General features: G+C 67.4%; 10 protein-coding genes. 7 read left to right on the top strand and 3 right to left on the bottom strand.

Going from position 1 to position 15,444, the window contains the following annotated elements; genetic code table 11:
* Window positions 1–715: 715 nt before the first annotated feature.
* A complete protein-coding gene (parC, locus tag OU994_RS29140; protein WP_281608733.1) occupies window positions 716–3,058 on the bottom strand; it encodes a DNA topoisomerase IV subunit A in 2,343 nt (780 codons plus the stop codon).
* Window positions 3,059–3,075: 17 nt separating this feature from the next.
* Window positions 3,076–5,073: a DNA topoisomerase IV subunit B gene (locus tag OU994_RS29135; RefSeq protein ID WP_281608732.1), complete on the bottom strand. Its 1,998-nt coding sequence runs from the start codon at window positions 5,071–5,073 to the stop codon at window positions 3,076–3,078.
* A gap of 355 nt (window positions 5,074–5,428) precedes the next feature.
* Here OU994_RS29135 and OU994_RS29130 point away from each other — a divergent pair, with 355 nt between their 5' ends.
* From OU994_RS29130 to OU994_RS29100, 7 genes are all read left to right on the top strand, one after another.
* Window positions 5,429–5,527: a potassium-transporting ATPase subunit F gene (locus OU994_RS29130; RefSeq protein WP_131143893.1), complete on the top strand. Its 99-nt coding sequence runs from the start codon at window positions 5,429–5,431 to the stop codon at window positions 5,525–5,527.
* Window positions 5,524–7,242, top strand: a complete 1,719-nt coding sequence (gene kdpA / locus OU994_RS29125; protein WP_281608731.1) for a potassium-transporting ATPase subunit KdpA — start codon at window positions 5,524–5,526, stop codon at window positions 7,240–7,242. Before OU994_RS29130 ends, kdpA begins: the two co-directional genes overlap by 4 nt.
* A 9-nt stretch (window positions 7,243–7,251) precedes the next feature.
* Window positions 7,252–9,327 (top strand): potassium-transporting ATPase subunit KdpB, encoded by a 2,076-nt coding sequence (gene kdpB, locus OU994_RS29120; RefSeq protein ID WP_281608730.1) that lies wholly within the window; start codon window positions 7,252–7,254, stop codon window positions 9,325–9,327.
* Window positions 9,328–9,349: 22 nt separating this feature from the next.
* Window positions 9,350–9,934 (top strand): potassium-transporting ATPase subunit KdpC, encoded by a 585-nt coding sequence (kdpC, locus tag OU994_RS29115; RefSeq protein WP_281608729.1) that lies wholly within the window; start codon window positions 9,350–9,352, stop codon window positions 9,932–9,934.
* Between the two features lie 18 nt (window positions 9,935–9,952).
* Window positions 9,953–12,706 (top strand): DUF4118 domain-containing protein, encoded by a 2,754-nt coding sequence (locus OU994_RS29110; protein ID WP_281608728.1) that lies wholly within the window; start codon window positions 9,953–9,955, stop codon window positions 12,704–12,706.
* Window positions 12,684–13,448: a two-component system response regulator KdpE gene (gene kdpE / locus OU994_RS29105; protein ID WP_373922503.1), complete on the top strand. Its 765-nt coding sequence runs from the start codon at window positions 12,684–12,686 to the stop codon at window positions 13,446–13,448. The genes OU994_RS29110 and kdpE overlap by 23 nt, the downstream gene beginning before the upstream one ends.
* Before the next feature lie 111 nt (window positions 13,449–13,559).
* A complete protein-coding gene (locus OU994_RS29100; RefSeq protein WP_281608727.1) occupies window positions 13,560–14,264 on the top strand; it encodes a TorF family putative porin in 705 nt (234 codons plus the stop codon).
* Between the two features lie 87 nt (window positions 14,265–14,351).
* Here OU994_RS29100 and OU994_RS29095 read toward each other — a convergent pair whose 3' ends face one another.
* On the bottom strand, window positions 14,352–15,443 hold the full coding sequence (locus OU994_RS29095; protein WP_281608726.1) for a S41 family peptidase: 1,092 nt from the start codon (window positions 15,441–15,443) through the stop codon (window positions 14,352–14,354).
* Between the last annotated feature and the right edge of the window lies 1 nt (window position 15,444).

The raw sequence follows: 15,444 nt of genomic DNA, 5'->3' as shown, positions 1-15,444 counted from the left end.
GCTGGCGCCGCGGGTTTTTGGGTATCGGCCGCGCAGCAGCGCACAAAACACACGGACAGCAAGTGCCGGGGGCAGACCCCCGTCACCGTTGGCAGCGAGCCCTGTCGGTAGCGGTGATGGGGGTCTGACCCCAGGGGCCGCCGGTTTCGCATGCAATGCCGACGCCGGAAGGGAAGACCGGTGTTGGACACCTTTTCCGGGAAAATCGTCCGGAAAAAGTGTCCGACACCAGCGCTGGCGCCGCGGGTTTTTGGGTATCGGCCGCCCAGCAGCGCACAAACACACGGACAGCAAGTGCCGGGGTCAGACCCCCGTTGCCGCTGGCAGCGAGCCCTGTCGGTAGCGGTGATGGGGGTCTGACCCCAGGGGCCGCCGGTTTTCCCATGCGATGCCGACACCGGAAGGGAAGACCGGTTTCGGACACCTTTTCCGGGAAAATCGTCCGGAAAAAGTGTCCGAAACCAGTGCTGGCGCCGCGGGTTTTTGGGTATCGGCCGCGCAGCAGCGCACAAAACACACGGACAGCAAGTGCCGGGGTCAGACCCCCGTCACCGTTGGCAGCGAGCCCTGTCGGTAGCGGTGATGGGGGTCTGACCCCAGGGGCCGCCGGTTTTCCCATGCGATGCCGACACCAATGCGCTGGCGGGCGTAAAAAAGCCCGGGAATCATCCCGGGCTTTTCAGTATCGGCCGCGCAGCAGAGCACGCGCCCGACATCAGTTCGCCAGCAACCCGGTCGGCTTGATCCGGGTCGGCATCGGCTTGCCCTTCTTCGCGCGCTTGCCGAAGTGCTCGCCCTCGGCCAGCGCGTTCGGCGTCATCCGCTCTTCCTTGACCTTTTGCGCGTTGCCGATGCCGATGACGGTCACGCCTTTCTGCGTGATGGCGCAGGCGGCCACCAGTTTTTCCTTCGGCTCCAGTTCCATCAGCGTCACGCCGCGGCCGCCGTTCGACAGTACCTTCATCTCGTCCATGCCGAACACCAGCAGGCGCGCCTTCTCGGACACCACGGCGATCGCGCTGGCCTCGGGCAGCACCACGGTGGGTGCCAGCGGCTTGGCGCCATCGTCCAGCGTGAGGAACGACTTGCCGCTCTTCTGGCGGCTGACCATGTCGCCCGCCTTGGTGACGAAGCCGAAGCCGGCGTCGGAGGCCATCAGCAGCTGCGTCGACGCGGGACCGGCGAAGTAGTGCAGCAGGCGCGCGCCGCCGGACAGGTCGACCAGCGTGGTGATCGGCACGCCGTCGCCGCGCGCGTTCGGCAACGCGGCCACCGGCACCGAGTACACGCGGCCGTTGTCGCCGAAGCCGAGCAGGGTGTCGACGGTGCGGCATTCGATCGCATCGTGCAGCGCATCGCCGGCCTTGAACGTGAACTGGCCGCGGTCATGGCCGATGCCGGTGCGCGCGCGCACCCAGCCCTTCTGCGAAATGATCACGGTGACCGGTTCGTCGACGATCTTCTGTTCGACGGTGGCGCGCTGCGCTTCCTCGATCAGCGTGCGGCGCGCATCGCCGTACTGCTTGGCGTCGGCTTCGATCTCGCGGATGATCAGCCGCTTCATCGACGAAGGATTGTCGAGCAGGTCCTGCAACGTGCCCTTTTCCTTGCGCAGTTCGGCCAGTTCCTGCTGGATCTTGATCGCTTCCAGGCGCGCCAGCTGGCGCAGCCGGATTTCCAGGATATCCTCGGCCTGCCGGTCGGACAGGTTGAAGCGGGCGATCAGCGCCTGCTTCGGTTCGTCCGCATTGCGGATGATGTGGATCACCTCGTCGATGTTCAGCAGGATCGTTTCGCGGCCTTCCAGGATATGGATGCGGTCGTCGACCTTGGCCAGGCGGTGCTGCGTGCGGCGCGTGACAGTCGCGAAGCGGAAGGCGATCCACTCCGTGAGGATCTCGGTCAGGCCCTTCTGGCGCGGACGGCCATCGCCGCCGATCATCACCAGGTTCATCGGCGCCGATGTTTCCAGCGACGTGTGCGCCAGCAGCATCAGCATGAATTCGTTCTGGTCCTGGTTCTTCGATTTCGGCTCGAATACCAGGCGCACCGGCGCGGCGCGGCCCGATTCGTCGCGGATCGTGTCCAGCGCGCCGAGGATCTGCTGCTTCAGCGCCAGCTGTTCCGGCGACAGCGCCTTCTTGCCCAGCTTGACCTTCGGGTTGGTCAATTCCTCGATTTCTTCCAGCACCTTCTGTGCCGACGTTCCCGGCGGCAGTTCGTACACGACGGCCTGCCACTGGCCGCGCGCCAATTCCTCGATCTTCCAGCGTGCCCGCACCTTCATGCTGCCGCGGCCGGAGGCGTACATGTCGGCGATCTGCGCCTGTGGCGTGATCAGCTGGCCGCCGCCCGGGAAGTCCGGGCCCGGCATCATTTCCATCAGCTCGGCGTGCGACAGTTTCGGGTTGCGGATCAGCGCCACGGTGGCCGCGGCCACTTCGCGCAGGTTGTGCGACGGGATCTCGGTGGCCATGCCGACGGCGATGCCGGAAGCGCCGTTCAGCAGCGCCATCGGCAGGCGCGCCGGCAGCAGCGCCGGTTCTTCCGTCGAACCGTCATAGTTCGGGATGAAGTCCACGGTGCCGTGGTCGATCTCATCGAGCAGCAGTTTCGCAATCGGCGTCAGGCGCGCTTCGGTATAACGCATCGCCGCGGCGCCGTCGCCGTCGCGCGAGCCGAAGTTGCCCTGGCCATCGATCAGCGGGTAGCGCAGCGAGAAGTCCTGCGCCATGCGTACCAGCGCGTCGTACACCGACTGGTCGCCGTGCGGGTGCAGCTTGCCCAGCACGTCGCCGACCACGGTGGCGGACTTGCGGGGCTTCGCCGTGGCGTTCAGCCCCAGTTCGTTCATCGAATACAGGATGCGGCGCTGCACCGGCTTCTGGCCGTCGCACACGTCGGGCAGGGCGCGGCCCTTGACCACGGAAATCGCGTAGTCGAGGTAGGCGCGTTCGGCAAAGGTGGACAGGGTCAGCGATTCGCCGCCGTTGCCGTCGTTGCCGCCATTGGCCGGATCGTCCGGCGGCGGTGCGTCAAAGAGGTTTGCTTGGCTCATGGTGCTTCTTCACTATTTTAGATATCTGCTTCGACTTCGTTGCCGTGTTCCTCGATCCATGCGCGGCGGGCGGCGGCTTCGCCTTTGCCCATCAGCATGTTGAAGCGGGCCGCCGCCTCGGTATGCGCGAAATCGCCCAGCGCCACCGGCAGCAGGCGCCGCGTATCGGGATTCATGGTGGTTTCCCACAGCTGCTCGGCGTTCATCTCGCCCAGGCCCTTGAAGCGGGAAATGCTCCAGCTGCCATCCTTCAGGCCATCCTTGCGCAGCTTGTCCTCGATCGCGGTCAGTTCGCCGTCATCGAGCGCATACAGTTTCTGGATCGGCTTCTTGCCGCGCGCCGGCGCATCCACGCGGTACAGCGGCGGGCGCGCCACGCAGATATTGCCGTTCTGGATCAGCGCCGGGAAGTGGCGGAAGAACAGCGTGAGCAGCAGTACCTGGATGTGCGAGCCGTCGACGTCGGCGTCCGACAGGATGCAGATTTTCCCGTAGCGCAGGTTCGACAGGTCCGGCGTGTCGCTGAAGCTGTGCGGGTCGACGCCGATCGCCACCGCGATGTCGTGGATCTCGTTGTTGGCGAACAGGCGGTCGCGGTCGGTTTCCCACGAGTTCAGCACCTTGCCGCGCAGCGGCAGGATGGCCTGGAATTCCTTGTCGCGGCCCATCTTCGCCGAGCCGCCCGCCGAGTCGCCCTCGACCAGGAACAGTTCGGTGCGCGACACGTCGGTCGATTCGCAATCGGTCAGCTTGCCCGGCAACACGGCCACGCCGGACGATTTCTTCTTCTCCACCTTCTGCGCCGAGCGCAGGCGCGACTGGGCCTGCTTGATGACCAGGTCGGCCAGCTTCTTGCCCCAGTCGATGTGCTGGTTCAGCCACAGTTCCAGCGCCGGCTTGCTGAACGTGGAGACCAGGCGCACCGCGTCGCGCGAGTTCAGGCGTTCCTTGATCTGGCCCTGGAATTGCGGGTCGAGCACCTTCGCCGACAGCACGAACGAGGCACGCGCGAACACGTCCTCCGGCAGCAGTTTTACGCCTTTCGGCAACAATGAGTGCAGTTCGACGAAGTTCTTCATCGCGCCGAACAAGCCTTCGCGCAAGCCGGATTCATGCGTGCCGCCATTCGGCGTGGGAATCAGGTTCACGTAGGATTCGCGCATGATGGCGCCTTCCTCCGTCCATGCCACCACCCACGAGGCGCCTTCGCCTTCCGCGAAGCCTTCCGCGTCCGGGCCGGCGAACTGCTCGCCCTCGAACAGGGGCACCCAGGTTTCGCCGTTGCCGGTCTGGGCCAGCGCTTCCATCAGGTAGCCGCGCAAGCCGTCGTTGTATTGCCACGTCTGCACGTCGCCCGTCTTGGCATTCTTCAGCGTGACGGTCACGCCCGGCAGCAGCACCGCCTTCGAGCGCAGCAGGCGCTGCAGCTCGACCTGGGAAATCAGCGGCGAGTCGAAATACTTCGGATCGGGCCAGGCGGTGACGCGGGTGCCGGACTTCTTGCCATCCTTGGGCGCCGGGCCGGAGGCCAGCGGCTGCACCAGGTCGCCGTTCTCGAACACGATGGTGTGGTAGCCGTTGCCCTTGTCGTCCTTGCGCCAGACATTGATTTCCAGGCGCTTCGACAGCGCGTTGGTGACGGACACGCCGACGCCGTGCAGGCCGCCGGAAAACGCGTACGCGCCGCCCGAGCCCTTGTCGAACTTGCCGCCGGCGTGCAGCCGGGTGAACACGATTTCCACGGTGGGCACGTTTTCTTCCGGGTGCAGGCCGACCGGGATGCCGCGGCCGTCGTCCTCGACGGTGATGCTGCCATCGCCGTTCTGCGTGACGACGATGTTCCGGCAATGGCCGCCCAGCGCCTCATCGGATGCGTTGTCGATCACCTCCTGGATGATGTGCAGCGGATTTTCCGTCCGGGTATACATGCCGGGACGCTGCTTGACGGGTTCGAGGCCCTTCAGGACGCGGATCGATGATTCGCTGTAGTCGGAAACTGGTTTTTTGGTGGCCATACTTGCAAATTGCGTAATTGAAGCTGAAACGGATGGTGGACGCGGTAGCGGATAGTCCGGCATTCTAGCCGAGGCGCCGGGCCGGAAAGCAAGCGCTCTCGCATCGACACGGTGCCGCCGGGTGGGACACATTATACAAATGCTGTATGAATATACAGTAAAAAGGCGTTTTTATACCTTGTTTACACGGGGGCGGCAAGTCTTTACCCCGTTTTTAGACCCCCGTCGATAACCTGCCTTCCATGACAACAGCTGGAAGGAAAGCGATGGATAGCGTGTTTTTGGCACTGATCGGCGCGTTTGCCGCGCTGGCATGGGGCATGGCGGCGGGGTGCGCCCGCCTGGGGAGCCGGCCGTGAACCCTACCGAAGTCGTGTACGTGGCCGGCGCCGCCACTGCCGCCGCCCTGTTCGTCTACCTGCTGGTGGCGCTCCTGAAGGCGGAGGCGCTGTGACGACCCCATCGCTGATCCTGCTGGGCGCCTTCCTGCTCGTGCTGCTGGCGCTGGCCTGGCCGCTGGGCGCCTTCCTGGCCCGGGTGGGCGAGGGCGATGGCCCGATCCGGGGCCTGGGCTGGCTGCACCGGTTCGAAGGAGCGCTGTATCGCGCCGCCGGCGTGCCGGCCGACCGGACCATGGGCTGGCAAGCCTATGCCACCGCGCTGATCGTCTTCAACGCGCTGGGCACGCTGTTCGTGTATGCCGTGCAGCGCCTGCAGGGGTGGCTGCCCCTGAATCCGCAGTCGCTGCCCGGCGTGAGCCCGGATTCGTCGTTCAACACGGCCGTCAGCTTCGTCGCCAACACCAACTGGCAGGGCTACGCGGGGGAGCAGACCATGAGCTACCTGACCCAGATGGTGGCGCTGGCCGGCCAGAATTTCTTCTCGGCCGCCACCGGCATCGCCGTGGTGTTCGCGCTGATCCGGGCATTCGCGGCCCGCGCCACGGGTTCCATCGGCAATTTCTGGGTCGACGCGACCCGCGCCACGCTGTACGTGCTGCTGCCGCTGTCGCTGCTGCTGGCCGTGCTGCTGATGAGCCAGGGCGTGATCCAGAACTTCGACGCCTACCGCGCCGTCGCCACGCTGGAAGGCGGTGTGCAGACGCTGGCGATGGGCCCGGTCGCCTCGCAGGAAGCGATCAAGCTGCTGGGCACCAACGGCGGCGGCTTCTTCAACGCCAATTCCGCGCACCCGTTCGAGAACCCGACGGCGCTGAGCAATTTCATCGAGCTGCTCGCGATCTTCCTGATTCCCGCCGCGCTGTGCTTTGCGTTCGGCCGCATGGTGGGCGATATCCGCCAGGGCTGGGCCGTGCTGGCGGCGATGACGGTGGTGTTCGTGCTGATGACGCTCGCGGTGTTCGCCGCCGAGCAGGCCGCGCACCCCGCGCTGCAGGCACTTGGCGTGGACCAGGCGGCCGGCGCGCTGCAGTCGGGCGGCAATATGGAAGGCAAGGAAACCCGCTTCGGGGTGAAGGGATCGGCGCTGTTCGTGGCCGTGACCACGGCCGCCTCCTGCGGCGCCGTGAACGCGATGCACGATTCGCTGATGCCGCTGGGCGGCGCCGTGCCGTTGCTGCTGATGCAGTTCGGCGAAGTGATCTTCGGCGGCGTCGGCTCCGGGCTGTACGGCATGCTGGTGTTCGCGATCCTGGCGGTGTTCATCGCCGGCCTGATGATCGGCCGCACGCCGGAATACCTGGGCAAGAAGATCGGCCCCTACGAGATGAAGATGACGTCGATCGCCATTCTCGTCACGCCGCTGCTGGTGTTGTCCGGTACCGCCGTCGCGGTGGTGGCGGAGGCCGGCACGGCGGGCATCGCCAATCCCGGCGCGCACGGTTTCTCCGAGATCCTGTATGCCTTCAGTTCCGCCGCCAACAACAACGGCAGCGCGTTTGCCGGCTTGTCCGCCAATACGCCGTTCTTCAACACGATGCTGGCGATCGCCATGTGGTTCGGCCGCTTCGGCGTGATCGTGCCGGTGCTGGCGATCGCCGGTTCGCTGGCCGGCAAGGCGCGGCTGCCCGTCACGGCCGGCACGATGCCGACCCATGGCGCGCTGTTCGTGACACTGCTGATCGGCGTCGTGCTGCTGGTGGGTGTGCTGAACTACGTGCCCGCGCTGGCGCTCGGCCCGGTCGTCGAGCACCTGCAACTTTTCCACTAAGAGGTTTTCATGGATAGCACCCTGTTCGACCGCCGGCTGTCGGGAGCCGCCGCGCTGGATGCGCTGCGCAAGCTGCACCCGCGCGTGCAGCTCCGCAGCCCGGTCATGTTCGTCGTCTACGTGGGCAGCATCGCCACCACGCTGCTGGCCGCGCAGGCCGCCACCGGCAGCGGCGAAGCCAGCCCCGGATTCATCGCCGCCATCGCGGTGTGGCTGTGGTTCACCGTATTGTTCGCCAACTTCGCCGAGGCACTGGCCGAGGGCCGCAGCAAGGCGCAGGCGGCATCGCTGCGTGCGCTGAAACAGCAGGTCACGGCGAAGAAACTGGCCACTCCGGCATACGGCACCAGCTGGCTGCCGGTACCGGCCAGCGACCTGCGCAAGGGCATGACGGTACTGGTCGAGGCGGGCGACGTCGTGCCCGCCGATGGCGAGGTGATCGAAGGCGTCGCATCCGTCGATGAAAGCGCGATCACCGGCGAATCGGCGCCGGTGATCCGCGAATCGGGCGGCGATTTTTCCTCGGTGACGGGCGGCACCCGGGTCCTGTCGGACTGGCTGGTGGTGCGCGTCGCCGTCAATCCCGGCGAGGCGTTCATCGACCGCATGATCTCGATGGTGGAGGGCGCCAAACGTCAGAAGACGCCGAACGAGATCGCACTGACCATCCTGCTGGTCGCGCTGACCATCGTGTTCCTGGTGGTGACCGTGACCCTGCTGCCGTTCTCGCTGTTCGCCGTGCAGGCTTCCGGCAGCGGCGCGCCAGTGTCGGTGACGGTGCTGATCGCCCTGCTCGTGTGCCTGATCCCCACCACGATCGGCGGCCTGCTGTCGGCCATCGGCGTGGCCGGCATGAGCCGCATGATGGCGGCGAACGTGATCGCCACTTCCGGCCGGGCGGTGGAGGCGGCCGGCGATGTCGACGTGCTGTTGCTGGATAAAACCGGCACGATCACGCACGGCAACCGCCAGGCGGCCGCGTTCCTGCCGGCGCCCGGCGTGACGGAAGAACAGCTGGCCAGTGCGGCGAACCTGGCCTCGCTGGCCGACCAGACGCCGGAAGGGCGCAGCATCGTCGTGCTGGCGCGCCAGCGGTTTGCGATGGACGAACGAGCGCATGAGCTGGTTGCCGCGGGAGCCGAAGAGGACATGGTATTCGTGGAATTCACGGCGCAGACGCGCATGAGCGGCGTGGATATCGGCGAGCGGCAGTTGCGCAAGGGCGCCGCCGATACGATGCGCAGGCATGTCGAGCGGCAGGGCGGCCACTGGCCGGCCGAGGTGGCGCGCCTGGCGGACGACGTGGCGCGCCGCGGCAGCACGCCGCTGGTGGTGGTCGACAGCGGGCGGGTGCTGGGCGTGGTCGAGCTGAAGGATATCGTCAAGGCCGGCATCCGCGAGCGCTTTGCCGAACTGCGCAAGATGGGCATCCGTACCGTGATGATCACCGGCGACAACAGGCTGACGGCGGCGGCCATCGCCGCCGAGGCGGGCGTCGACGATTTCCTCGCCGAAGCGACGCCCGAGGACAAGCTGAAGCTGATCCGCCACCAGCAGGCCGAGGGCCGGCTGGTGGCGATGACGGGCGACGGCACCAACGACGCGCCGGCGCTGGCCCAGGCCGACGTGGCGGTGGCGATGAACACGGGTACCCAGGCGGCCAAGGAAGCGGGCAACATGGTCGACCTGGATTCGAATCCGACCAAGCTGCTGGAAATCGTGGAGATCGGCAAGCAGATGCTGATGACGCGCGGCGCGCTGACCACCTTTTCCATCGCCAACGACGTGGCCAAGTACTTCGCCATCATCCCGGCGGCGTTCGTGGGCACCTATCCGCAATTGAACAGCCTGAACGTGATGGGCCTGGCCAGCCCCGGCTCGGCCATCATGTCCGCCGTGATCTTCAACGCGCTGATCATCGTGTTCCTGATCCCGCTGGCCTTGCGGGGCGTGAAGTACCGGGCGCTGGGCGCCGCCGTGCTGTTGCGCCGCAACCTGCTCGTGTATGGCCTGGGCGGCCTGGTGCTGCCGTTCATCGGCATCAAGCTGATCGACATGGCGCTGGCCGCGCTGCACTTCGCCTGAACGACGTCTGAAAGGAACCCCCATGATTTCCCATCTCCGCCCCGCCGCCACCATCTTCGCCACGCTGACGCTGCTGTGCGGGATCGTCTATCCCGCCGTGGTCACGGGCATCGGCAAGCTGGCCTGGCCGGGCCAGGCCGCCGGCAGTGTCGTCGTCCGCGACGGCCAGGCCGTCGGCTCGCGCCTGATCGGCCAGGCGTTCACGTCGCCGCGCTACTTCTGGGGACGGCCGTCGGCCACCAGCCCGGCGCCGAACCACGGCGCCGCTTCGGCGGGCTCGAACCTGGGCCCCACGAACCCTGCACTGCACGATGCCGTCAAGGGCCGCATCGCGGCATTGCGCGCGGCCGACCCGGGCAATACGGCGCCGGTGCCGGTCGACCTGGTCACCGCGTCCGCCAGCGGCCTGGATCCGGAGATCAGCCTGGCGGCGGCGCGCTACCAGGCCGGCCGCGTGGCGCGCGCTCGCGGCATCGCCCCGGCCGGCGTGGCGGCCCTGATCGAGGATCACGCCGAGCGGCCGCTGTCCGGCTTCCTCGGCGAACCCAGGGTCAACGTACTGGCGCTGAACCTGGCGCTCGACCGCCTTGCGCCCGCTGCGCCGTAATCGTCTACACTGCGCCGCATGATTCCCATCGACAGCCAACGCCCCGACCCGGACGCCCTGCTGGCCCGGGTGCAAGCCGGCGAACAGCGCGACGCGCGCGGCCGGCTGCGCATCTACTTCGGCGCTTCGGCCGGCGTGGGCAAGACTTACGCGATGCTGTCGGCCGCCCGCAAGCTGCAGGCCGAGGGCGTGCGGCCGCTGGTGGGCATCGCCGAAACGCATGGCCGCGGCGAGACGGCGGCGCTGCTCGACGGCCTGGAGGTGCTGCCGCCGAAGCAGGTGGCCTGGCGCGGCAGGATGCTGCCCGAGTTCGATCTCGACGGCGCGCTGGCGTGCCGCCCCGGCCTGATCCTGGTGGACGAACTGGCCCACTCGAACGCGCCCGGCTCGCGGCACCCGAAGCGCTGGCAGGATGTGGAGGAATTGCTGGACGCGGGCATCGACGTGTTCACCACGGTGAACGTGCAGCACCTGGAAAGCCTGAACGACGTGGTCGGCGGCATCACCGGCATCCGCGTGGCGGAAACGCTGCCCGACACGGTGTTCGACCGGGCCGCCGAAGTCGTGCTGGTGGACGTGCCAGCCGATGAACTGCTCGACCGGCTCAGGCGGGGCAAGGTCTACCAGGGCGAGCAGGCCGGGCGCGCCGCCCGCAATTTCTTCCGCAAGGGGAACCTGATCGCGCTGCGCGAACTGGCGCTGCGCCGCACCGCCGACCGCATCGGCGGCGATGTGCAGGCCTACCGCGTGGAACAGGCCATCAGCCCGCTGTGGCAGTCGGGCGTGGCGCTGCTGGCCTGCGTGGGCACTGGAGCGGATGGCGAACAGGTAGTGCGCAGCGCGGCCCGGCTGGCGAGCCAGCTGAACACGGACTGGCATGCGGTGTACGTGGAAACGCCGGCGCTGCAACGCCTGCCGGCCGCGCGGCGCGAGAAGATCCTGCAGGTGCTGAAACTGGCGCAGGACCTGGGCGCCACCACGGCCGTGCTGGCCGGCGACGACATCGGCGCCGCCATTGCCCGCTATGCGCTGGCGCAGAATATCCCAAGGGTGGTGCTGGGCCGTGCCGCACCCGCCTGGCCGTGGCGCACGCCGCACCAGCGGCGCATCGCCGCCGCCGCTCCGGCGCTGGACATTGTCGAAGTCGCTTCCGCCGAGCAAAGTTTCTCCAAAAACGGTGACAGTCACCAATTTACGGGCAACGGAAGTTCCAGAAAAAATGGTGACTGTCACCGTTTTTCGGGGCAGGCTGGGTACGGGCGCTACGTGCTGGCGCTGGCCGCCAGCGGCACCGTCGCGCTGGCGGGCCTGCCGCTGGCGGGCGCACTCGAAGTCACCAACATCGCGATGCTGTTCCTGCTCGCCGTGCTGGTGGTGGCGTTCCGGCTGGGCCGCGGGCCGGCCGTGCTGTGCAGCTTCGCCAGCGTGGCCGCATTCGATTTCCTGTTCGTGCAGCCCACGTTCTCGTTCGCCGTCAGCGATGTCCAGTACCTGATCACGTTCGGCGTCATGCTGGTGGTGGGCCTGATCACCAGCCACCTGACCGCCAACCTGCGCTTCCAGGCGCGGGTGGCGTCGCACCGCGAGGAGCGCGTGCGTGCGCTCTATGAATATGCGCGCGAGCTGACCGGCGTGCTGCAGGGGGAGCAGGTGGTCGAGATCACGCAGCGCACGCTGGCGCAGGCGTTTCGCGCGCGCGTGGCACTGCTGCTGCCGGATGCCGAAGGGCGCCTGGAAGCGGCCGTGCCGCCGGCGTCCGCCGAAGGTGCGGATTCGCCCGATCCGGCCATCGGCCAGTGGGCATTCGACCATGCCGAGGCGGCCGGCATCGGCACGGGCACGCTGCCGGCGTCGCCCTGGTTCTACCTGCCGCTGGTCGCGCCGATGCGCACCCGTGGCGTGCTGGCGCTGCAGCCGGAAGAGCGCCGCTGGCTGCTGATCCCCGAACAGCGCCGCCATCTCGACACGTTCGCCGCGCTGGCCGCGATCGCGCTGGAGCGGGTGCACTACATCGATGTGGCGCAGGAAGCGCTGGTGCAGATGGAATCGGAGCGGCTGCGCAATTCGCTGCTGGCGGCGCTGTCGCACGACCTGCGCACGCCGCTGACGTCGCTGGTGGGGCTGGCCGAGTCGCTGGCGATGTCGAAACCGGCCCTGTCCACCATGCAGATGGACCTGGCGCGCGCGCTGCAGGAAGAAACGGTGCGCATGAGCACCCTGGTGGCGAACCTGCTCGACATGGCGCGCATCGAAAGCGGCGCCGTGCACCTGAACCTGCAATGGCAGGCGCTGGAGGAAACGGTGGGCAGCGCGCTGCGCGCCAGCCGCACGCTGCTGGCCGGGCACCGCATTGCCACGGCCTTGCCGGCCGACCTGCCGCTGGTGCGCTACGACGCCGTGCTGGTCGAGCGGGTACTCGGCAACCTGCTGGAAAACGCGGCGAAATATACGCCGGCCGGCAGTACGATCACGCTGTCCGCGCGGGTCTTTCGCGGCAGCCTGGAAGTCACCGTGGCCGACGATGGCCCCGGCCTGCCGGCCGGCCAGGAAGAAGCGATCTTTGAAAAATTCACGCGCGGCGAACGCGAATCCGCCAAGCCCGGCGTGGGGCTGGGGCTGGCGATCTGCCGCGCGATCATCGAGGCGCACGGCGGCGCGATCTCCGCGCGGCGCGGCGGGGACGGGGGCGCGGCCCTGGTCTTCACGCTGCCGCTGGGGACCCCGCCCGCGCTGCCGGAGGAACCACTGGATGAGCGACAAATTGACCGATAAGTTGACCGACAAGGTGGCCAATAAGCCGACCAGCAAGCTGGCGGACGGGCCGACGCCGACCGCGCTGCTGGTCGAGGATGAACCGCAGATTCGCCGTTTTGTGCGCATGGCGCTGGAGGAAGAGGGCTGGCACGTGCAGGAGGCGGCGACGATGCAGCGCGGCCTGATCGACGCCGGTACCCGCCGCCCCGACCTGGTGATCCTCGACCTGGGCCTGCCCGACGGCGATGGCGTCGACCTGATCGCCGACCTGCGCAAATGGTCGCCGGTGCCCGTGATCGTGCTGTCGGCCCGCGTCGCCGAAGAGCAGAAGATCCACGCGCTCGATGCCGGTGCCGACGATTACCTGACCAAGCCGTTCGGTGTCGGCGAGCTGCTGGCCCGCGTGCGCGCGCTGCAGCGCCGCCGCCGCGCGCCGGAACAGGATGCCGGCGGCGTGGTGCAGTTCGGCGACGTGAAGGTGGACCTGCCGGCGCGCATGGTCACCCGCGGCGGGCAGATGGTGCACCTGACGCCGACCGAGTACCGGCTGCTGGCGGTACTGGTCAACAATGCCGGCCGCGTGGTGACCAATCCCCAGCTGCTGCGCGAAGTATGGGGACCGTCGAACGCCGACAACGGCCATTACCTGCGCATTTACATGGGCCACCTGCGCCAGAAGCTGGAGCGCGATCCCGCCCAGCCGGCACACCTGCTGACCGAGACGGCGGTCGGCTACCGGCTGCTGCTCGCCCCCGGCTAGCGCCCGGCCAGCACTGGCTGGCAACTTTACTTCGCAGCACAGGCCAGCTGCGCCGCCACGCCCGCGCGTGCCGGCGAAGGCCGCACTCACCCTCAATTTTTGAAAGACACCATGAAACGACTGTTTTCAGGCATCTCCCTTGCCGTCCTGTTTGCGACCGGCGCTTCGGCGCAGGTCACGTACAACGTGGCCGGCGTATCCGACTACCGCTACCGGGGCATTTCGCAGACCCGGCTGCAACCGGCACTGCAGGGCGGCGCCGACTGGACGGACGGCGGCGTCTACGTGGGGGCCTGGGCCTCGACGATCAAATGGACGAAGGATGCGGGCGGCGACGGCAGCGTGGAGATCGACGTCTACGCCGGCAAGCGCGGCGAGCTCGCGAACGGTGTCACGTACGATATCGGCGTACTGGGCTATGGCTATCCCTCGAACGGCCTGCATCCGGATGCCGACACGCTGGAGTTCTACGGGCAGCTGGGCTACGGCCCCGCCACGCTGAAGTACTCGCATGCGGCGACCAACCTGTTCGGCTTTGCCGACAGCCGGCACAGCGGCTACCTGGATGCGTCGGTCAACCACGACGTGGGCGGCGGCTGGACCGTCAACCTGCATGCCGGCCGGCAGGAAGTGCGCAACCACGATGCCTCCAGCTACACGGACTGGAAGGCCGGCGTGACGAAGGACATCGGCATCGTTACCGTGGCCGTGGCTTACGTGGGGACCAACGCGGGCAAGGCCGCCTATGCTTCGCCCGTCAACGGCAAGTTTACGGGGCGGGATGCAGTGTTGCTGACCGTATCGAAGGTATTCTGACCGTTGTCGGATCAGCCGCGAACCACGCGGGATAACAGCGCGTCGCGGCTGGCGGCGAGGGTAGCGCCGGGAAGTGCGGCGGAGCCGTCAGTGTCCCGCCGCGGCCAGCGGGGCGGAGCCCTGAAGGCGGCGCCGCAGCAGGTCCTCGGCCATCGCCAGCGCCTTGTCGGGTGCCGCCGGAATATCCGGGATGACGCCCGTGCCTTCCCAGTTGCTCCGGGTGATCGGGCTGATGCTGCGCGCGTCAGGGATCACGGCGAAAAAGTGGTCGCCAAGCCGATAGGGGCGCGCCGGGTGGGCTCCGCCCCAGGTCCGCTCGCCGATCACCGTGGCGCGTTTCAGTGCCTGCATCGTGTAGGCGAAGTCTTCGCCGGCGGACATCGTGCCTGGGCCGGCCAGGATCATCACCGGCTTCTTGCCGCCATAGCGCTTGCCGCCAGGCTTGTCCACCGACCAGAACTGTTTGGCGACGCCGGTCTTGCGGTCCCAGATATCGTTGAGGCGGGTCCGCCCGTCGACGAAATAGCTGACCAGCAAGGCCACCGAGTCCGGTGCGCCACCGCCGTTTTCGCGCAGGTCGATGATGAGGCCATCGGTGTCGGCCAGTTTGTCCATCGCCGCGGCAAACTTTTCCTCCACCAGGAAATGAGGATGGAATGCGGAGAGCTTCAGGTAGCCCACCCTCGGGCCCAGGTGATCCACCTTTTCCACGCCAAGGTCCGACACACGGGCGAACAGGCGCATGGGTAGAGGGGCGCGCTCCTCCCACTCGGCACGCGTGCTGGGAGGAGGTCCGAGCGCGTCGTCGGGCGGAACCATCCCGGGGCTGGATACCACCGCCATGTGCAGGTCCTTCACGACGCCGTGAATATCTTCCGTCAGCTGTCTTGCCAGCTGTTCGCCCTCCGTAATGCCATCGTACTTGCCCTCCTGCTGGCGCTGGCGCAGCACTTTTTCGATCTCCTTGGCCTTGTCGGGGAAGATATAGTTCTCGTTCAGCTTCGCCACCAGCGTATCGAGCGCTTTCGTCCGCATCGCGCGATCGACCACCACCTTCGGCGGTGGATTGACCCGCTCCCAAAGCGGCCGCCACATGGGCTGGGTCGCACCTGCTGCAGCCACTACGCCGACCACGGCCAGCACCAGCAACGACGGTATGACGATCCATTTCTTCTTCATT

This window comes from Pseudoduganella sp. SL102 (genome assembly GCF_027856995.1).
Taxonomy (GTDB): Bacteria; Pseudomonadota; Gammaproteobacteria; order Burkholderiales; family Burkholderiaceae_D; genus Rugamonas; species Rugamonas albidiflava.
The sequence above is the reverse complement of the archived record's forward strand: the minus strand, read 5'-3'. Positions and strand labels throughout refer to the sequence as shown.